Raw genomic sequence first — 19668 nt, forward strand, 5'->3', positions numbered from 1 at the left:
TTTTTGTGTCTATAAATTGAACAAAATTTGAAATATGGGTCGCTTAGCTCAGCTTATTGAAGGGAAGGCCCCCCGACCATTATTTAATGCAAAGACCCCGGGTCTCCAATAGTAGGAGTACCCGGGGTTAACGTCGTTATTATTTGGCTGAAGCTGCCTTTACGCCCATCCGCCACCACGGAAAATCGGATCGACCGTGCCGTCATCCGTAATACCGTCGATATCCATTTCCGGGGAGCCCATCATGAAATCGACGTGAATCAGACTTTGGTTCATACCGCGCTCGGCCAGTTGTTCTTTCGTCAAGGATATGCCGCCTTCCAGAGTGAAAGCATACGAAGCTCCCAGCGCCAGGTGACAGGACGCATTCTCGTCATACAGCGTGGTGTAATACAGAATGCCGCTTTGAGAAATCGGTGAACGGTGGGGTACGAGCGCCACTTCGCCAAGCGAAGCGGCTCCTTCATCCATGGAGAACAGCACAGCCAGCTTGTCCTGTCCCACCTCAGCGGTATAATCCGTAACCTTGCCGTCTTTGAAGGTCAGGGTAAAGCGGTCAATAACGCTTCCCGCATAACTGAGCGGCTTCGTGCTGCTGACCTTGCCGTTTGTCCCGTCGCGGTGCGCAACCGTGAACACTTCCTCGGTAGGGATGTTGGCCAGAAAGGGAGTGCCCTTGCCGTTTACCGCTCCGGCCTGGCACCAGATATGGCCCTCCGGCAGCTCAACGGTCAGGTCGGTGCCCGGCGCCGTGTAATGCAGCTTGCGGTACTTGCGCTCATTCAGCTTGTCGCAGCGGCGCTTCAGTTCACCCAGATGCTGCCGCCAGGCTTCGAGCGGGTCCTCCGCGTCCGCGCGGACAGCGCGGAAGATTGCGTCCCACAGCAGCGGGATGCGATCTTCCTCCGGCGCATCCGGGAATACTTTGGCTGCCCAGGAGGCCGAAGGATAAGCGACGCCGCTCCAGCTCGCCTGGTTGCTCATCAGCAGCTGGCGGTAGCCCGCCATCGCCTCAGCCATAACTCGCTGATTGAGGGAGATCCGCTTCGGATCAATACCTTTCAGCAGATCTGGATCGGCCGAGATGATGGTCAGGAAGCAGGCATTGTTCCGCGCAAGCTCCTCCATTTCTTCCGCGAACCGTTTCGGAGGCTCCGAGAATGATTCCTCCGGGGCGAGATCATAGCGCGTTCTCGTTACAACCTCATCCGAATAGTTCACCTTGACGAACTTCGCTCCAGCCTCATAAGCTTTGCGCACGACTAGTCGAACCAGCTCGGACGCTGCGATATCCGCGTTGACGACAAGCGTTTGCCCGGGCTGAATGTTGACGCCGATCTTTACGGCAAGGAGTGCATAATTCTCCAGCTTTTGATTGAAATTCAAATCCCGACCCTCCTTCGATTAAAACGCCCAGTTTCCGTTCAAGAATACCGGCTCTTCCGTTCCGTCCCCTGTCACGCCGTAGATATTCATCTCAGCTGAGCCGATCATAAAATCGACATGCGTAACGCTCGTGTTAAGACCGCGCTTTTCAAGTTCTTCCTGTGTCATGCTCTTGCCGCCCTCCAGACAGAAAGCGTAGGCGGTTCCGATCGCGAGATGATTCGAAGCATTTTCGTCAAACAGCGTGTTGTAATACAAAATATTCGACTCCGAAATCGGGGAATGATAGGGAACAAGCGCCACTTCGCCCAAATATTTGGCACCTTCGTCCAGGCTGATCAAATGCTCAAGCGTTTCCTGTCCCTTTTCTGCGGTAACCGAGACAATTTTTCCGTTCTCGAAGGTGAGAGAGAAGCCGTCGATAATGTTGCCGCCATAACTGAGCGGTTTCGTGCTGCGGACGGTTCCGTTGACGCCCGTTTTCAGCGGAGCGGTAAATACTTCTTCGGTCGGCATATTGGCCACAAAGGTATGGCCCTGGGCATTGATGCTGTCGCCCTGCGCCCACAGGTGGCCTTCCGGAAGCTCAATGGTGAGATCCGTACCCGGTGCGGCGTAACGCAGCTTCTTATATTTCTTGGCGTTCAGCACGGCCGCTTTGGCTTCCAGCGTGTTCAGATGATCCTGCCAGGCGGCTACCGGTTCTTCCTGGTCAAGACGCACAGTGTGGAAAATGGCTTCCCACAGCTTGTCGATCCGCTCTTCCGCAGGCACATCGGGGAACACCTTGTCGGCCCAAGCCTGCGAAGGGATGGCGACGATGCTCCAGCTGATTTTATCGGACATGACATACTCGCGGTATTTGGTCAGGGCCGCTCCCCGAGTCTTGTGATAGTTCGCGATCCGGGCCTGTTCGATGCCTTTCAGAGCATCCGGGTCCTCAGCGATGACCGACAGCACGGCCGCGCCGTTCTCGGCAAACTCGGTAATTTCGCCGGCATACCAGGTCGGGGCTTTAGTGAACACCTCCGGGGCGGCATGTTCGAACATCAGCCGCGTGATGCGCTCGTCGCTCCAGTTCACTTTAACCTGGCTGGCACCCGCTTCATATGCCTTGGCTGCGATCAACCGGACGAATTCTGCCGCAACGATGGGCGCATTCACGACCAGCGCCTGTCCGGGCTGCACATTTACGCCTATTTTGATGGCCAGGTCGGCGTATTTGGAGAGCTTTGCTTCAAAATCGGTCATAAAGATTTTCCCCCAATTTCTTTAAGTTCGATGAAATCGTTAAGCTTCGCACTTAATCTTAGCTTTAGAATATCCCAAGAGACGGATTTGTCATTAAGGCGGACCTAAGACCGTTTCTTCCTGCCAAATTAAGCTTGCTAAGTATTGTAATAAATTATTAACCGCCGGATGAAAAAAGTCAATCAGCTAGGAAGGACGGGATTTTTAGCGGGAAACAATGATATACTGAAAAGGATTTCCACTTCGCTTCTGAAGCGACTGGACATCCGATTCAATGAAAGGAAGGAAGCTGCATGAGCGTTAGTATAACGGAAGCGGCCATGCGCCGCGATGCTGAAGGAAATTATGTGGGACGAACCGTATTTACCCTGGAGGGCCACGCGGCTCACTACGAAATTACGTTTTTCAGCAAGAAGGGCAAGGAATGGGATTACAGCCTGAGCTTTGCGGGCGAATCCGGAAACGAAGAGCAAATTCTGGAGCTGGACGCCAAGCTGGAGGAAGACGACGAGCTGTTCGACCGTCTGCTGGATGCGGCGCTGGATGCGGAGGAGTCGGACAGTTAACAAAAGAACGGCGAAAATCGCCGCTCTTCTGTTTATCCGATCATAATATGGCCTTCAGGGTGGCGGTACAGCTCCTTCCCCCGGTTTGGCCTGAGAGCATAAGCCAGCGTAAGAGGGCCGATCCGTCCCATGAACATGAGGAGGATGATGAGGATTTTTCCGGCAGCGCTCAGCTCTGCGGTTAGTCCCATTGAAAGCCCCGAGGTACCGAACGCGGAGACCGCCTCAAACATGACGGCAAGGAAATCCGCTTCCTCGGTAATGGACAGCAGCATCGTTGAAATGATAACAAGCAGCAGAGAGAGCAGCGTCATTGTTATGGCCCGGTAGACGTTCTCCTTGGACAGACGATGGCGGAACAGCACCACATCTTCTCTGCCGCGAACCCGAGAGTATACGGCGGCAATGAGCAGAGCAAACGTCGTCACCTTGATCCCTCCGCCGGTCGAGCCCGGTGCCGCTCCGATGAACATCAGCAGGATGATCAGAAACTGCGTGGATTCCCGGAGCTGATAAATATCCAGGGTCGTAATACCGCCGGATCGCGGGGTCAAGGCTTGCAAGAAGGAGGCCATCACTTTACCCCCGAAATGCAGCGGTTTCAGCGTATGGAACAGCTCCAGCCAGAAAAATAACGCGGCACCGGCACCGATCAGAATTAGGGATGTCGACAGCACCACCTTGGAATGAAGGGTCAGCCTTTTGCGCTTACGGAAATCGACAACGTCGGACAATACGATAAAGCCGATACCGCCAAGAAAAATAAGCAGCATGGCCGTGATGTTAACGACAGGATCTTCCACATACCTCGTCAGTCCGCTGAACGGCCCGTGAACATCGCCGAACAGGTCGAAGCCAGCATTGTTAAAAATGGAAATACTGTGGAAGATGCCGTAATATACCGCTTTCCCGGCAGGCATTTCCTCCAGAAAGCGAAGCGTCAGCGCCACAGCGCCGGCAAACTGGATTACGAGCGAATAAATCAGAACCCGGCGGATCAGGCGAACAATGCCTTGCATCGAGTTCTGGTTCATCGTCTCCTGGAGGAGCAATCTGTCTTTTAGCGAGATCCTCTTGTTAAGTACGAGCGTAATCAGCGTAGCCATTGTGACGAACCCGAGGCCGCCGAACTGGAACAGCACGAGCAGCACAATCTGGCCAAAGGTCGTCAGTCCCGTCCCGGTATCGATAACGGCCAGCCCGGTCACGCATGTCGCCGAGGTGGCCATAAACAGCGCATCAATCCATGAGATATCGCCTCCTGCAGATGAAACGGGAAGGGACAGCAGCACGGTGCCTACGGCAATAAGAAGGATAAAACCGAGGGACAAGATTTTGGGCGGAGTCAGACGCAGCCCGCCATAGGATAAATTGGCCATGAGTCTATTCTCCTGACTATTGTTGTGTTCGTTCCGGCATTGTGACAAATTATATCATAATTTTATCCTTTTCCTAAGCGTACGGCAGGAAATGCACTTGCCATCTCGAATGGTACTATTGGAATAACCTTATTCCCATCTTCCAAAGGAGGGTTTTAACGGTGAACAGTCCCATCCTGAGTCAGATTGGTGGCGTTTTTATTCCGGTCAGTGATATTGAAAGATCGAAAGAGTGGTATTGCCGTCTGCTAGGATTGCCAACACATGATGAAATTCTGTTCGGACACATGTTCGTTATTCCAGAGACCAGCCCGGCCATTGTGCTGGACAGCAGAATTTACACCAGCGAATGTGTTCTGAATACACCGTTATTTCACCTGAACACGGAGGATATCGACGCCGCTTATGATTTTGTGAGGCAGAGCGGAGCCGAAGTATTGACCGATATCGAGCATGACCATTGGTTTAACTTCAAAGATCCGGACGGAAATGTGCTGATGGTCTGCCGCTCCTAGGAGGACGGAAAGTGAAGGAAGACCGTTGTTTGATTAGAGAAGCCCTGCCGGAGGATGCCCGCCGGATTGAGGAGTTGTACCGGCTGCTGCTTCAAGGCAATACAGATATTGAGGTTCACCCAGGCCGCATACGGCAAATATTTTCGAATCCGGACAGTTTCTTGTATGTATACGAGGAGAATCGATTGATCGCCGGTACGGTGCATTTGCACTTTTGCATGGATGCGCTTAGCGGAGCCCGTCCTTTTGCTGTTGTCGAAAGAGTCATTGTAGCTCCCGAAATGCGGGGAAGAGGCATAGGCGCAGCTTTAATGAGACATGCCGAGAAAGCGGCAGCAGCCAGAAATGCGCTCAAAATCATGCTGTCCAGCGCGGCCCGCAGGGAGGAAGCGCACCGCTTCTACGCCTCTCTTGGCTATGACGGAGAAGGAAGCAAACTGTTTAAAAAATACCTTTAGATGATCTTCTAGTAGTGAAGTTCAGACGTTAGGGAAGTGAGTAAAGTGGATGTTACTTTAAGGGAACTGGTTCCCGGCGACGCCGAGGAACTTCTTCGCCTGCAGCATACGCTGGACGAAGAAACCGCCTTTATGATGCTCGAACCGGGCGAACGGCAATCCAGTGTGCAGCAGGTTGCGGAGATGATCCAAAGCTTTGCCGAATCGGCGGCGTCCATCCTGATCGGTGCGACAGCAGACGGACAGCTTGGGGGTTATGTGGCTGCCAAAGGAGGAGGGGCAAACCGTAACCGCCATAGCGCTTATATCGTTATCGGGGTGCAGAAGTGCTGTCAGGGTAAGGGCGTGGGTAGCGCTCTGCTGCGCGAACTGGATGCGTGGGCCAGGAAGAACGGGATCGTCCGTCTGGAGCTCACGGTCATGAAACATAACGAGCGGGCCATTGCCTTGTACACCAAGAGCGGCTTTTCCGTTGAAGGAACCAAAATGAAGTCGCTTAAAGTAAACGGCGAATGGGTAGATGAATACTATATGAGTAAAATTATCGAGGCTTAACGGGTAAATCTACATACGAAGGACAATCCGGCGACAGCCCGACACAGGTGGACGAGGATCGAAAATACCGATGTTCCCCCAAAAATTAAAACAGCCCGGTCTCAGCGAGAACGGGCTGTTTTTACCTTGGACTTGCAGTGTTTCAAACCGAATTTCACGTCAACGATTGCTCTGGAATATCTCTGCACTCTCCCGTCCCAAGCTCGATTTCCACTTTGCGGACACGGTGGCGGTTCATTTCGCGGATGATAAACGTATCCTGCCCGTGCACGATTTCTTTGCCGACCGCAGGCTCTTCCAGATGGCTGTATACCCAGCCGCCGATGGTGGTCACTTCCTCGTCTTCGAGGTCGACACCGGTCAGCAAGCGCAGTTCTGGCAGCGACACTTTGCCGTCCACCATGTACCGGTCTTCTCCGAGCTTCTCTACGTTCTTCAGTTCATCCGCGTCGAATTCATCCCGTATTTCGCCGACAATTTCCTCCAGAATATCTTCGATCGTGATCAGACCGGAAGTGCCGCCGTATTCGTCAAGCAGGAGAGCGATATGAACGCGTTCCTTCTGCATGCGGGTAAGCAGCGTCTTTACAGGCGTAACTTCAGAAACCGTAAGCAGCGGATGGATGAGATCTTTAAAATTAAAGCCGGGATTGCTATCATATTCGAGATACATCTGCTTGGTATTGATCATCCCGATAATGTTGTCCTTGTTGCCTTCCGCCACCGGGAAGCGGGTATACTGCTCTTTGCGGATAATATTCAAGTTTTCTTGAAGAGAATAATTGGTGAACAGGCAGACCATATCGGTACGCGGCACCATAATATCCCGGGCAAGCATTTCGTCAAAAGCGAAGATCCGGTTGACATAGCCATACTCGGCTTTGTTGATCTTGCCGCTTTCGTAGCTCTCGGACAGAATCAGACGAATCTCCTCCTCCGAGTGCGCATCTTCATGCTCGCTTGCCGGCTTCATCCCGAACAGACGGACGATCAGATTGGCGGAGCCATTAAGCAGCCAGATCATAGGATACAGGATGCGATAGAACCAGATAATCGGTTTGGCGGTCAGGAGACTGATTTCTTCCGCTTTATTGATGGCTGCGGTCTTTGGCGCGAGCTCACCGATAACGACATGCAGGAAAGTCGCGATAAAGAAGGCGAGCACGAACGACAGAACATGGCTTAATTCTGCTCCGACGCCGGCCAGGTGAAAGAGGGGGGCGAGCAAGCGGTCAAAGGCCGGTTCCGCAAGGGCGCCAATGCCCAGTGCGGTAATGGTGATGCCAAGCTGGCAGGCGGATAAATAGCCGTCAAGATTGGCGGCAACCTGTTGAACGGCAAGCGCATTTTTGCGCCCTTCAAGCACCATTTGGCTGATCCGGCTTCCCCGGAGTCTCACCACTGCAAATTCTGTAGCTACAAAAAAAGCGGTCAAAAAAATCAAAACGGCCACCAACGTCAAACTTAGTCCTATACCCATATAATCGGTACCATCCCTTTCCTAGATAAAATAAGTTATAATTACAATACAAGTTCATATGAACTTATTTTACGAACTTTTCGTCGGAATTACAAATTTGGCGGATTTTCAACAGGTCAAAGACAAAAGGAGGCGCTGAAACGGCTATGGAATCATTTACATTAACCCGCGTGGAGATGTCCTCTCTTCTGCTCTCATTGACCGGCGAGTCCGACCATACGCCGCTGCATATTTTACAGAACGCATGGGGTAAGCTTCACCGTCAGGAAATGAAGGAGGGCACTTCGCTGAGCGCGCTATTGACCACGGATATTCCGGCTATTCTGCAAAAAATCATCCGAGGGGGAAAAGCCAAAGGGCTGTCCCTCCAGGAAATAGCCGCGTTAGGAGCGCTAATAGAGTATTCCACAATTTCCATTACCGCTATGCAAAACTGGGTGAAACGCGATTTCAAAGAATATCTTGGAGCGCCGAGAGAAGGGAAAAAGTATTCGGTCAATCAGGCGGCTATGCTGTTTATGATTGAGGATCTGAAATCATCGCTTGACTTTCGGAGTATCCGCCGGTTGTTTCGCAAGCTGTTTTTGAAGCCGGAACAGGATGACGACGATTTGCTGAAGCCCGTAGAGCTGTACGGCGCTTACGCCCTGTTGTTCGAAGAGAATAGGGAAGCAGGCGGTCAGGCCGAAGAACGGAAGCCGGAACCTATGCGGGACAGGCTGTGGAGCGGGGGAAGACTGGCGCTGGCCGCCGAACAAGCGGTTCGTCAGCTCTCTCATCTGAACCCGCCTCAGCGGGAAACCGTGCGGAACTCGCTGTTAATTGCGGCGGTTTCCGTTCAAGCCTGTTATTTTCAGGCGCTGGCCAGACAGTATTTCAACGCTTCGCTGTTCCTGGACTTCTAACCAAAGGTAAGACGAAAGGTTTCAATCCAAACAGGGAAAGTTAAATACAATTAACCAAGACGGAAATTAGGGGGATTCAAGCGTGGAAGCAAAAGCTGGTACATTGCTAACAAGCCCGAAGCAGCGCAAGCTGCTCTTAAGCGCGGGCCTCAGCTGGATGTTCGACGCCATGGACGTCGGGATGATTTCTTTTGTCGTTGCGGCGCTGGCCAAGGAATGGAGTCTGAGGCCTGGACAGATCGGTCTGTTGACCAGCATCAATTCGCTGGGAATGGCTGCTGGGGCCGCTGCGGCGGGAATTCTGGCCGACAAATACGGACGGAAAAATATTTTGCTCTGGACGCTGATCATTTTCTCGGCCGCCACCGGGTTATCTTCACTGGCAGCGGGATTTGCACTATTATGCGTATTGCGATTCATAGCAGGCTTCGGCCTTGGCGGTGAGCTTCCGGTTGCCTCCACACTCGTCTCCGAGAGCGTCGAGCCGAAGGATCGGGGCCGTGCAGTCGTTCTGCTCGAAAGCTTCTGGGCCGTGGGTTGGATTGCCGCCGCTCTGATCGCATATTTTGTCATTCCGGACTACGGCTGGAGGCTTGCTCTCGTGATCGGGGCGGTCCCGGTGCTGTATGCGCTGTATCTCCGGCGGGCGATCGAAGATTCTCCCCGGTTTGCGGGAATACGCAAGGCGCCCGTTCCTTTTACCAAGCGGTTCGCCTCGGTATGGTCGGCGGAATACATCAGATCGACGGTCATGCTCTGGATTTTGTGGTTTACTGTTGTTTTTTCCTATTACGGAATTTTCCTGTGGCTGCCGTCGGTAATGGTGCTGAAGGGCTTCAGCCTTGTGCGGAGCTTTGAATACACGCTGATCATGACGTTGGCACAGCTTCCCGGTTATTTTACCGCCGCCTATTTCATCGAGAAGTTCGGCCGCAAATTCGTGCTGATCGTCTACCTGTTCTTTACCGCCGTTAGCGCGGCCTGGTTCGGCTTCGCCTCATCCGAGGGAATGCTGATCGCCGCAGGCGTTTGCCTGTCCTTCTTCAACCTCGGCGCCTGGGGCGGAATGTACGCGTACACGCCGGAACTGTATCCGACGGCGATCCGCTCAACGGGTGTCGGAATGGCCGCTTCCTTTGGCCGGGTCGGAGGTATTATCGCACCACTTCTCGTAGGCGTGCTGGTAGAGTGGTCCGTGAGCATTCAAGCCATTTTTCTGCTGTTCTTCGTTACGGTTATTATCGGCGCAGCTGCTGTACTGTTTCTTGGCAAGGAAACGAAGGGATTGGATTTGCAATAACCAATGAGGGTTGGTCTCGCATTAGTTACTTTTGCGCAGCCAACCTTCTGTTATTTTTAAAAACTCATCAAAATACCCATAAAATTCCTTCTTGTTCGCCAAATGAACGTTGTGGTCGGGATGCGACACTTCACGGGCGACACAATGGGCGAGAAGAGACTGCATTTTAGCAAAATCCTCGTCGGAAACGGCATCATTCCCTTTGGCACGGATTAACAACACCGGACATTGTATCTTCGGCAGGAGATGAAACCAATCGACATCATGCGCCATTCCAGCGGCCATAGCATGAGAACTGAACAGCATCCGGTATCCCTCAACCGTTTCGACGAGACTATTCATGAAATATTGATAGCTCAGCTCCGAATCAGTGAACTGCTGGATATAATTCATCGCTTCGCTCAAGCTGGAAAAAGGCAGCGGCCAATCCCGGGTCAAAGGGTCGACGGCTGGGAGCGGGTCTGATGGCGGCGTGCCGGTCTTGGCTAGTCCGGATGCGGATCTGTCGAGAATCGCCAAGGCTTTTACATATTCAGGATATAGCGCTGTTAAGTAACCGGCGACCCGTCCGCCCATCGAATGCCCGGCGACAAGTACCGATTCAATCTTTAACTCATCCAATAATTCAACCATGTCTTCCGCCATTTCTTCCGCTGTATAGTTCGATGAGGGTTTACCGCTCAGGCCGTGACCTCTCTGATCCGGTGCAATTATTCTGTACTGCTGCCCATAGCGCTCCATAAAATCAACCCAGGTTTCCGCCCGGCCCCATCTGCCGTGAAGACAAAGTATGGCGGGTCCTTCGGTTCGGGTATCCAGATAAAACAGCTCGATGTTCTTCAATTTCGCAAGGTTTCTGTGGATTTTAACTTTTTCCATTCTGTGGTCTCCTCTCTAATCCCCGAAGTACATGTCTGATAAATGAATGTTCCAGCAGTAAAAAATGAAAGTTCAGTTGTACCGGGTGCAATGCTTCAATTATAATCCGAATAAACGTTCCCATGTTAGGAAGCAAATCATAGAATTCATGGTATAATGGGAGGAACTAAACGGGCGGTTCCCTGAGCTGCCGGCAATGGAGCGGGATCAATTGATGGCCTATAACAACGAGCCGCATTTCTCGGATCTGATCTGGGAAGGCGATGAACAAAATATGGCGGTGCCTTCGCGCGAAGACGTTCGGGCAGAGGAGACGAAACGCGCGGCTGCAGCGGAGAAGAACCGGGGGCTGAACGAGAAAAGCCGGAGCAAGCCCGAGGGTCCCGAACAGCTGAAGCTGTGGGATTTGGAGCTGCCGGACCGGAGAGAAGAACAGCGGAGAGGTCATTCGGAAGCTTTTGTACCGCAACAAGACAAAACTATTAGTGCAAAAGAGGGCGGAACCCGGAATGATGTGCGGGGAGATGGGGAGCGGGAACGCGCTGTGACGGAAGTGGAGACCCGAAAGGAACAGCCTTCGACGGGGCGAGAGACTCCATCGCATCGGAACCGATTTGAAATGGAACGGACGGCGTATCCGTCGGACCGTTCAATCGGAGACGGCGAATCGGCATCCTCTAAACGACCGGTTACGATGGAAAGCCAGTTCGTGGTGCACGCAAGGGAACTAGCCGGCTCTACCCAAGCTTCAGCCGAATTCGTCAAGTTCAAGAGCTACTGGCCGACCTACGGGCACATGACCGGTCCGCAGACGAAATGGTACTTCTATTGGCGTAACGAGGTCAGACACGGCCGTTATCCCGAAACCGATTTGTCTTATATTTTTCTGCATGTGTACGAGCTGATCAATGGGGTCGGCTGGGAGACGCCACAGGACGGATATGAACAGCTGTCCCGGCTGTGGGAAGCTTACCGCGGCACTTTTGGGCGCCTCGATCACTATCTCGGCGGGTGGATTGCGGATTTTTCTTTTATCCATAAGCTGGACATTCCGCTGCGGGAAATCGTCGTCCGGGCCAAAGGGCTGGGCGGAGATTTGGCGGAAATCGAGCTGATGCGGTGCCTTGCGTCCGCGCCGGAGCAGCTCACTTTACCTGCCCTGTCGCTGATGTCGGATTACGACATGACCAAGTCGAAATTTTATGCAGGTCCGGGCAATGAAACGCTGGAGCGATTCGTTCCGCAGGTCATCGCGCTGGTTGACGCTTATGCGAAGCGCAAGCACGGAACTTCGCTGCTCGAAATGTATCCTCCGGGACCGCCGGTGACGAGGGAACGCTACTTGTTCCGGAGCGCTGTCTACGACATTTCGCTGTACGGCTATTCCGTTCTCGTTCCGGTCGTTCGTATAAGCAAATCGCCTCCGCTCAGGAGTCTGATTACCCGGTTGCTCCGGCTTGCCGAGAACAAGCTGCGAGCACTGATGGACTATCGGGGCCGTCTGAAAGGAATCATCATAGATAAAGATATTGAAGAGCTAGTAGGCAAATTTCTTGAACGGGAATACCGCAAGGCGGAGCGTGAAGAGAAAGGGCCGGATATCGTGATCGACAAGGAGAAGCTGGAGCGGCTGCGCGGCGACTCCGACGTTGTCCGCAATCTGCTGACGGTGGAAGAGTCCTTGGAGGCTTTGGAGGAGAAGTCCGCTTATGGGGATTGGCCTGTGGTGGAGCTGCACGATGTGAACGGTTCTGATGGCATCCCGCCTGTTGAACTATTGGTAGAAGGAGCAGTTCAGGGGCAGCACATTGGCGCAGACTATTGCGAACCGGCAGGATCTGTAGGACATGGGGAAGGCGTTTCGGATAGCCGGAAGCTGGAGAAAGATCTTCCGTCTACAGAGAACGAAGCTGTTAAGGAAGCAGCAGCGGCTGCTGTACATGAGGGAGGCGCGGACTCTTTGGAAGCCCAGGGCGAGCGCATCAACCCGCAGACCCTGGTTATGGCGCCCGGAAGTGATTGGAAAGCCATGGCCGAAACTGAGGGAGGTGCAGCCGCTCCGGAAGCGCAGGCGGAACCGAATATGCTGGAGACAACGGATTTAATGCCCGGCAGCGAGTGGGAAGCTTTGGCTCAAGCGCTCAGTCCTTTGCAGCGTGAGGCGGTATTGGCTTTATCCGGTCCGGATGGCCCGGCCGAGCTGCGCAGACTTGCCACTGCTCATGCAGCGCTTCCCGACCTGCTGATTGACGAAATCAACGAAATCGCTATGGACGTTATCGGCGACCTGCTGATTGACGGCGAAGAGATCTCGCCCGAGTATGCGTCCTTGCTGCAATACTTGAAGAGGTGACATAAGGCATGAACGAACTGAAAATACCGAAACGAATGACGACAGCGCTTGTCAACTCGATTACAGCGGGGGTTGTTCCGCGCATTGGGCTGGAGTATATTGCCGTCGGCCGCCGCGCGGAGATCGAAGCCATCCTGCGCGATCTTGACAACATCGCCGAGGGAGGCGCGGCGTTCAAGCTGATTACCGGCAAATACGGCAGCGGCAAAAGCTTTTTACTCCAAATGATTCGCAATTACGCGATGGACCGCGGCTTCGCGGTGGCCGACGCCGATTTGTCGCCCGAGCGCAGACTTGTCGGCACCAAAGGACAGGGTCTTGCCACCTACAAGGAGCTGATCAGCCACTTGTCGACCCGCACCCGGCCGGACGGCGGAGCGCTGGAAGTCATCCTCCAGAAGTGGATATCCTCGCTTCAGCAGAAGGTCATGAATGAACGAGGAGTGGAACCCGGACATCCTTCTTTCGCCGGCGAGGTTGAGAAGGAGATTTTTGCCGTCGCCTCCGAGATGCGAAGTCTTGTGCACGGCTTTGACTTTGCCAAAGTGCTGGCGTCTTACTGGAACGGCCATAAACTTGGCGACGAGGACTTGAAGCAGGAGGCGCTGCGCTGGCTTCGCGGCGAATTTGCGACCCGCACGGAATCCCGGAAGGCGCTGGGCGTCGGCGTCATTATCGATGACGACAACTGGTACGATTACATGAAGCTGTGGGCGGAATTTTCCGCGGCCATCGGCTACAAGGGACTGCTGCTGTTCATCGACGAAGGTGTCAATTTGTACAAGATTACGAACAGCGTTTCCAGGCAGAGCAATTACGAGAAGCTGTTAACCATGTTCAATGACACGATGCAGGGGAAGGCGGAGTATCTTGGCATTTTCCTTGGCGGAACTCCGCAGTTTGTCGAGGATCACCGGAGGGGACTCTTCAGCTACGAGGCGCTGCGTTCCAGGCTTGTGGCCGGACGGTACGGGGCAGCCGCTCCGAATAATTTCTCGGGGCCGATCATTCCGCTCGAGATGCTGTCCTCAGAGGAAATACTGGTGCTGCTGCAGCGGCTGCGGGATATTCATGCGCTGCATTACGGCTATGCCTCTGTCTTGACTGACGATCAGCTTGTGCATTTTATGGAGGAAGCCTCTTCCAGACTGGGCGCGGACGAGCTACTGACACCCCGTGAGCTGGTGCGAGATTTCATGGACCTGCTGCATACACTGCACAGCAGCCCGGAGACGTCGTTTGAAAGCCTGGTCGGAGAACGGACGGGAACCGGTAAGGCTGAAGGAGGCAAAGATACGATGGACGACCTTTTGGCGGAGTTCGAGTTATGAGCGATAATCCGTTTTACCGGCTTGCGCCGTTTATTAAAGAATTTATTTACAAGAACCGGTGGGAGACGCTGCGCGAAGCGCAGGTGGACGCCTGCCGGGTGCTGCTGGAGTCGCCGGACCATTTGCTGATTGCCTCGGGCACTGCGTCTGGCAAGACGGAGGCGGCTTTTTTTCCAGCACTGACTGAACTGCATGAAAATCCCTCGACCTCTGTCGGCATACTGTATATCGCCCCGCTCAAAGCGCTGATCAACGATCAGTTCGCCCGGTTGAACGACCTGCTGATCGAAGGCGGCATCCCAGTCTGGCATTGGCACGGCGATGTCCCGCAATCCGAGAAGACGAAGCTGATGAAGAATCCGTCCGGCGTGCTTCAGATTACCCCGGAGTCGCTGGAAGGGCTGCTGATGAACCGTCCGAACGCTATTCCGGCGCTGTTTGGCGATCTTCGCTTCGTCATTATTGACGAAGTGCACGCCTTCATGGGCGCGGACCGGGGAATCCAGGTGCTCAGCCTGCTCTCGAGGATTTCCCGCATGGCGGGCTGCTCGCCGCGCCGGATTGGACTGTCCGCGACGCTCAGCGATTATGAGACCGCTACCCGCTGGCTTGCAGCAGGGACGCGGCTGCGTGTGCAGGTGTCCGCGCCCCAGGGCGGGCGGAGACTTCGCTTGAGCGTCGAGCATTTTTCCTTTCCGGACGCGAGGGACGAGAAGCAGGCTGAGCAGCTGGAGCTTGCCCGCAAAGCCTATTTCGACTACATATACGACCATACCCGGCTGAAAAAAGCGCTGGTCTTCACCAACAGCCGCACCGACGCGGAAACGGCGATTCTGGAAATGCGGCGCATCGCGGCGAGGCGCCAGGAGCCGGACGTGTTCCACGTCCATCACGGCAGCATCTCCGCGATGCTGCGGGAGGAAGCGGAGGCCGCCCTTCGCCAAGGCCCCGGACCGGCGGTCGCCGCGGCTACGCTTACGCTGGAGCTGGGCATTGACCTTGGCGAGCTGGAGCGGGTCATGCAGCTCGGGGCGCCTTACAGCTGCTCCAGCTTTGTGCAGCGGCTCGGCCGCTCGGGGCGCCGGGGCGACGCTCCGGCGGAGATGATGTTCGTCACACCGGAGGAGGAGGACGAGGAAGCCCAGCTTCCGGCGCGCATGCCGTGGACGCTGCTCCGGGCGATCGCCGTCATTGAGCTGTATGTGCGCGAGAAATGGGTTGAGCCCCTGACCGTCCGCAAGCTCCCGATGGGCCTCCTGTATCACCAGACGATGAGTATCCTGAAGAGCATGGGAGAAGCTGAGTCGGAAGATTTGCGGGAGGCCGTTCTTTCGCTCCCTTCGTTTCAGCATTTCAGCGAAGACGATTATAACGCCTTCATGGCTTACCAACTGGGGATGGGTCATGTTGAGCAGATGGATGAAGGCAGCCTCCTGATCGGACTCGCGGGAGAGAAGATCGTCAATAACTTCCGTTTTCTGGCGGTCTTCAAGGATGACGAGGAGCATGTTGTATATAACGGCACGGAAGAAATCGGCTCGATTACAACCGTGCCGCCTCCCGGTTACTGCTTCACCCTGGCAGGCAAGCTGTGGAAGGTGGAAGAGGTGGACAACCGCCACAAGGCTGTGTATGTGAAATCGTCGCGCGGCAAAGTCGATACGTTATGGCTTGGTGCCGGCGGCGACGTGCATACCCGGATCATGACCAAAATCCGGGAGATACTTGGCGATACGGCCCTTTACCCGTATCTTGCACCCCGAGCAGCAGCCCGGCTTGAGCGGGCCCGGCGGCTCGCCCGGGAAAGCGGGCTGCTCGAGCGTTCCGTGCTTCCGGCGGGCGGCGACTCGCTGTTCATCCTGCCTTGGGCGGGCAGCCGGACATTCCGCACGCTGGAGCGGCTGCTGAAGCATAAGCTGACGCGCCCGCTGGCCTTACGCTCGGTTGTCCCGATGGAGCCTTATTACATGGTCGTCGCCGGAAAGGCGGACGCCGATTGGCTGGAGAGTGCTATCCTGGAAGCAGGCTCCGCCGGGCTTGACCCGCTAGAACTGCTGGCACCAGGCGAAGCTCCCTATTTGGGGAAATATGACGAGTGGATTCCCCAAGACCTGCTGCGCAAAGCTTTTACGATGGACGGTCTCGATGTTCCTGGCTTACATGAGATGGTAAAGCGCTGGCAGAAGGGCTAGGACACATAGTGAAGAACGCTGAAGATTCGGTTGGCTATATCAGAACTGCATAGAGATGCGCTTGACCGTATCAGAATTGCGTAGAGATGCGCTTCGCTAAACCGCAATGTCTGACAGCATGAACGGTCGCACTAGGTTTTCACTATGTTGAATAGCATATTGGGGTGGCAATAGGGTATGTCGCAATGTCCGAACGGTTTGAAGGATACGATAGACTATGTGCCTAGGTCCGAACAGCTTGGATGATAAGCTGATCTATATCGCTGTGTCCGAACCGTATGAAGCATCTAGTCGACCATACGTTCATTTCATGAACGGGAAAACCTCCCTTTAATTCACCCGATAAACGGCTATTTCAGCTGATAAACAGGAAAAACTCCAGCTTAATAGCGATTTTTGCCTGATTTCAAACGAAATCGGACAATTATAAGGGAGTTTTTCCGTCTTAAGCCTGAAGTCAGTCTCTTTTCCCAAAATAAAAGGGAGGATTTCCGCTTCGTCCAGTAGAGTGAGATAGATCGCTTCGTCCAGCCGAGTGCGATAGGTCACTTCGTCTAGTCAAGTGCTACAGATTTCTTCGTCCCAGTCGAGCGCGATAGGTCACTTCTTCAAGTCGAATCAGTATAGGTCGCTTCATTCTATCCAGTCCGGTAGCAGCTCGTTTATTCCAATCCCGTCGAATGCGATAGACTGAATCATTACACGGCTTTCCCTTTGTGCCCACAAGCATAATCTGAAAAAGCTAAAAACTCCCGATCCGCTAAAGAGCAGAAAGGGAGTTTTCACTTTAAATTGTCTATCTGCCGGACATCCTGTGCGATTAGAGCACCAGAGAACCTACAATACCTCCGAGAATACCGGCGGCCAGGACCGAGAGGAAGACGAACGCCAAGACCCGGCGCGGAAATGAACGGTATACCATAAGCAGGGACGGCAGGCTGATCGTCGGCAGCGTCACAAGCAGCGCCCCGGCAACGCCCGTTCCAAATCCGAACGAAAGAAAGGTTCCGATAATCGGAATTTCAGCGGCAGTCGGAATCACAAACAAGGTGCCAGCGATCGCGAAAATAATGACGGCGAGAATGCCACTGGCCACGCCCGCTCCAAGAGAAGGGAACATCCAGGCCCGCGCCGCTCCAAGCAGGAGAACCGTTACGATATAGGCAGGAACGACGGCAAAAAGCATTTTTCCCGCAGCGGCGATCCAGCGAAGCAGCAGCGGTCCTTCATTTTCGGCAGATGGCTTCTCCGGCTCGGCAATCGCCCCCGGAACCGCCGTATCTCCGGCGAATTTATTGGCGAAGTAACTGATCCCGAACGTAATGGCAATTCCGAATACGATCCGCATCAACGTAAACTTCCACGACAATACAAAGGTCATGAAAATGAGGGTCGCCGGATTTAGGACCGGATTGCCGATCCAGAACGCGAGCGCGGCGCCTACCGATACATTCTTCTTTCGTAAACCAACGGCAATCGGCGCGGCACAGCATGAGCACATCATACCGGGGAGTGAAGCCAGTCCGGCGAGTGCCGTACTCTTGAAGCTGGCCTTGCCGAGAACGCGCAGAAGCCACTGGGACGGGATAAACACCTGGACGAGCGAGCCCAGCAGAATACCAAGCACCGCAGCTTTCCATACCGATTTGAAATAGGCAGCCGCATAATCCAGCGCAGCTTGCAGCGAAGGCGCGGGAGCCGCGGCTTCCTTGCCGGTCAAAATGGAAGAACCGATCGAATGCTCGGCGGCCGCCTTAAACGCTTTGTGGTAGTAAGGCCACCACTTGACGTATGTGAGACCGGCTATAGCGATAACGAGAAAGATAACCGCTAGCGCTACGGCTTTGAAATCTCCGGATTTTTGGGGCACCGATGAACTGCTTGTTGCTGGTGACATAACAATAAATGACCTCCATCTGTATAAACTCGAAATGTTACAATTATAACATAGCAGGGAAGCTGGAAAAGCTTTATTTTGCGAAAATATACAAGAATGATGTAAAATATTAGGTACTGTGATTTTTTGAATTCATTCCTAAGGAGTTGAGTCTGTTATGTCTCAAACTGAAACAATAAAGCTGACCTCATTATCCAGCAAAGGAGGGTGCGGCTGCAAAATCGGCCCCGCTGATCTGATGCAGGTGATCCGGAATTTGCCGAAATCGGTACCGAACCCGAATCTGCTGGTCGGACTCGATACGAGTGACGACGCCGGTGTCTACAAGCTGACCGATGACTTGGCGCTGGTTCAGACGGTGGACTTCTTTACACCGATTGTCGATGATCCTTATTCATTCGGCCAAATCGCCGCCGCCAACGCGCTGAGCGATATTTATGCCATGGGCGGAAAGCCGCTGACCGTGCTCAACATTGTCGCTTTTCCGATTTCTACGCTGGATAAAAGCATTCTAGCCGACATTCTGCGCGGCGCGGCGGACAAGGTGAGCGAAGCGGGCGCGACGCTGGTCGGCGGCCATTCCATCGATGACAAAGAGCCTAAATTCGGCCTTGCCGTAACCGGCCTTGTGCATCCGGATCAAGTCCGGACCAACGCCGGCGCACAGCCGGGGGACAAGCTGATCCTGACCAAGCCGATCGGGGTCGGCATACTGACCACCTCGATCAAGAAAGGGCGCCTATCTCCAGAAGAAACCGCGCGGCTGACGGCGGTCATGTCCACACTCAACAAAACGGCGGCCGAAGTGATGGGCTCCTATGAAGTTCACGCCTGCACGGACGTTACGGGCTTCGGCCTGCTCGGACATGCTTCGGAAATGGCGAAGGGCAGCGGGAACGGACTCGTAATCTGGAAAGACGCCGTTCCGGTGCTGCCTAGAGCGCGCGAGCTGGCGGAGGAAGGCTTCGTTCCCGGAGGAACGCGCAATAACTTTGCCCATCTGGAAGGCACGGTCATCTATCCCGAATCGCTGGATCAGATCGGCCGTTTTCTGCTGTGTGATGCCGTCACCTCAGGGGGATTGCTGATCTCCGTGGCCGGTCAAGAGAGCGAATCACTTCTGGCAGCTCTGGCAGCCGCCGGCGTAGAAGCAGCTATCATTGGAGAAGTTACCGCCGAGAATCCGGGACTGATTACGGTGATCTAAGACATAAGAAGGAG

General features: G+C 54.1%; 16 protein-coding genes. 10 read left to right on the plus strand and 6 right to left on the minus strand.

Annotated elements, in window-relative coordinates; genetic code table 11:
- Window positions 1–159: 159 nt before the first annotated feature.
- Window positions 160–1386, minus strand: a complete 1227-nt coding sequence (locus tag PSAB_RS12245) for an aminopeptidase (protein ID WP_025334868.1) — start codon at window positions 1384–1386, stop codon at window positions 160–162.
- 18 nt (window positions 1387–1404) lie between these two features.
- Window positions 1405–2637, minus strand: a complete 1233-nt coding sequence (locus tag PSAB_RS12250) for an aminopeptidase (protein WP_025334869.1) — start codon at window positions 2635–2637, stop codon at window positions 1405–1407.
- Between the two features lie 293 nt (window positions 2638–2930).
- On the opposite strand from PSAB_RS12250, the gene PSAB_RS12255 reads away from it, so the two are divergent.
- Window positions 2931–3203 (plus strand): hypothetical protein, encoded by a 273-nt coding sequence (locus PSAB_RS12255; RefSeq protein ID WP_025334870.1) that lies wholly within the window; start codon window positions 2931–2933, stop codon window positions 3201–3203.
- A gap of 32 nt (window positions 3204–3235) precedes the next feature.
- Here the strand turns inward: PSAB_RS12255 and PSAB_RS12260 are convergent, their stop codons facing one another.
- Window positions 3236–4582, minus strand: a complete 1347-nt coding sequence (locus PSAB_RS12260) for a TrkH family potassium uptake protein (RefSeq protein ID WP_025334871.1) — start codon at window positions 4580–4582, stop codon at window positions 3236–3238.
- A gap of 161 nt (window positions 4583–4743) precedes the next feature.
- Between PSAB_RS12260 and PSAB_RS12265 the strand changes: the two genes are divergently transcribed.
- From PSAB_RS12265 to PSAB_RS12275, 3 genes are read left to right on the plus strand one after another with little or no spacing between them, the layout of a single operon-like run.
- Window positions 4744–5097, plus strand: coding sequence for a VOC family protein (locus PSAB_RS12265; protein WP_025334872.1), 354 nt, complete (start codon window positions 4744–4746; stop codon window positions 5095–5097).
- Window positions 5098–5108: 11 nt separating this feature from the next.
- Complete coding sequence (locus PSAB_RS12270) at window positions 5109–5555, plus strand: GNAT family N-acetyltransferase (protein WP_226991704.1); 447 nt, start codon at window positions 5109–5111, stop codon at window positions 5553–5555.
- A 45-nt stretch (window positions 5556–5600) separates the two neighbouring features.
- Window positions 5601–6110, plus strand: a complete 510-nt coding sequence (locus PSAB_RS12275) for a GNAT family N-acetyltransferase (protein ID WP_025334874.1) — start codon at window positions 5601–5603, stop codon at window positions 6108–6110.
- Between the two features lie 154 nt (window positions 6111–6264).
- Here the strand turns inward: PSAB_RS12275 and PSAB_RS12280 are convergent, their stop codons facing one another.
- A complete protein-coding gene (locus PSAB_RS12280) occupies window positions 6265–7590 on the minus strand; it encodes a hemolysin family protein (RefSeq protein WP_025334875.1) in 1326 nt (441 codons plus the stop codon).
- 146 nt (window positions 7591–7736) lie between these two features.
- On the opposite strand from PSAB_RS12280, the gene PSAB_RS12285 reads away from it, so the two are divergent.
- Complete coding sequence (locus PSAB_RS12285) at window positions 7737–8495, plus strand: DUF1836 domain-containing protein (RefSeq protein ID WP_025334876.1); 759 nt, start codon at window positions 7737–7739, stop codon at window positions 8493–8495.
- A gap of 157 nt (window positions 8496–8652) precedes the next feature.
- Window positions 8653–9795, plus strand: coding sequence for an MFS transporter (locus tag PSAB_RS12290; protein ID WP_084266654.1), 1143 nt, complete (start codon window positions 8653–8655; stop codon window positions 9793–9795).
- Between the two features lie 21 nt (window positions 9796–9816).
- On the opposite strand, the gene PSAB_RS12295 is transcribed toward PSAB_RS12290, so the two are convergent.
- On the minus strand, window positions 9817–10674 hold the full coding sequence (locus PSAB_RS12295; protein WP_025334878.1) for an alpha/beta fold hydrolase: 858 nt from the start codon (window positions 10672–10674) through the stop codon (window positions 9817–9819).
- 214 nt (window positions 10675–10888) lie between these two features.
- Here PSAB_RS12295 and PSAB_RS12300 point away from each other — a divergent pair, with 214 nt between their 5' ends.
- The 3 genes from PSAB_RS12300 to PSAB_RS12310 are packed head-to-tail and all read left to right on the plus strand — an operon-like array spanning window position 10889 to window position 16550.
- Window positions 10889–13027 (plus strand): TerB N-terminal domain-containing protein, encoded by a 2139-nt coding sequence (locus PSAB_RS12300; RefSeq protein WP_226991822.1) that lies wholly within the window; start codon window positions 10889–10891, stop codon window positions 13025–13027.
- Between the two features lie 8 nt (window positions 13028–13035).
- Complete coding sequence (locus tag PSAB_RS12305) at window positions 13036–14358, plus strand: ATP-binding protein (protein WP_025334880.1); 1323 nt, start codon at window positions 13036–13038, stop codon at window positions 14356–14358.
- Entirely contained in the window at window positions 14355–16550 is a 2196-nt protein-coding gene (locus PSAB_RS12310; protein ID WP_025334881.1) for a DEAD/DEAH box helicase, read from the plus strand. The genes PSAB_RS12305 and PSAB_RS12310 overlap by 4 nt, the downstream gene beginning before the upstream one ends.
- Before the next feature lie 820 nt (window positions 16551–17370).
- Here PSAB_RS12310 and PSAB_RS12315 read toward each other — a convergent pair.
- Complete coding sequence (locus tag PSAB_RS12315) at window positions 17371–18447, minus strand: permease (RefSeq protein WP_025334882.1); 1077 nt, start codon at window positions 18445–18447, stop codon at window positions 17371–17373.
- Between the two features lie 157 nt (window positions 18448–18604).
- Here PSAB_RS12315 and selD point away from each other — a divergent pair, with 157 nt between their 5' ends.
- Window positions 18605–19654, plus strand: a complete 1050-nt coding sequence (gene selD / locus PSAB_RS12320) for a selenide, water dikinase SelD (RefSeq protein WP_025334883.1) — start codon at window positions 18605–18607, stop codon at window positions 19652–19654.
- The last annotated feature ends 14 nt before the right edge of the window (window positions 19655–19668 follow it).

The organism is Paenibacillus sabinae T27, from assembly GCF_000612505.1.
GTDB classification, from domain to species: domain Bacteria; phylum Bacillota; class Bacilli; order Paenibacillales; family Paenibacillaceae; genus Paenibacillus_AQ; species Paenibacillus_AQ sabinae.

Excerpts from the sequence above, each read along its gene's own strand:
- PSAB_RS12250 (WP_025334869.1), bottom strand. The coding sequence starts at position 2,637 with ATGACCGATTTTGAAGCAAAGCTCTCCAAATACGCCGACCTGGCCATC.
- PSAB_RS12255 (WP_025334870.1), top strand. The coding sequence starts at position 2,931 with ATGAGCGTTAGTATAACGGAAGCGGCCATGCGCCGCGATGCTGAAGGA.
- PSAB_RS12260 (WP_025334871.1), bottom strand. The coding sequence starts at position 4,582 with ATGGCCAATTTATCCTATGGCGGGCTGCGTCTGACTCCGCCCAAAATC.
- PSAB_RS12280 (WP_025334875.1), bottom strand. The coding sequence starts at position 7,590 with ATGGGTATAGGACTAAGTTTGACGTTGGTGGCCGTTTTGATTTTTTTG.
- PSAB_RS12285 (WP_025334876.1), top strand. The coding sequence starts at position 7,737 with ATGGAATCATTTACATTAACCCGCGTGGAGATGTCCTCTCTTCTGCTC.
- PSAB_RS12290 (WP_084266654.1), top strand. The coding sequence starts at position 8,653 with ATGTTCGACGCCATGGACGTCGGGATGATTTCTTTTGTCGTTGCGGCG.
- PSAB_RS12295 (WP_025334878.1), bottom strand. The coding sequence starts at position 10,674 with ATGGAAAAAGTTAAAATCCACAGAAACCTTGCGAAATTGAAGAACATC.
- PSAB_RS12300 (WP_226991822.1), top strand. The coding sequence starts at position 10,889 with ATGGCCTATAACAACGAGCCGCATTTCTCGGATCTGATCTGGGAAGGC.
- PSAB_RS12305 (WP_025334880.1), top strand. The coding sequence starts at position 13,036 with ATGAACGAACTGAAAATACCGAAACGAATGACGACAGCGCTTGTCAAC.
- PSAB_RS12310 (WP_025334881.1), top strand. The coding sequence starts at position 14,355 with ATGAGCGATAATCCGTTTTACCGGCTTGCGCCGTTTATTAAAGAATTT.
- PSAB_RS12315 (WP_025334882.1), bottom strand. The coding sequence starts at position 18,447 with ATGTCACCAGCAACAAGCAGTTCATCGGTGCCCCAAAAATCCGGAGAT.
- selD (WP_025334883.1), top strand. The coding sequence starts at position 18,605 with ATGTCTCAAACTGAAACAATAAAGCTGACCTCATTATCCAGCAAAGGA.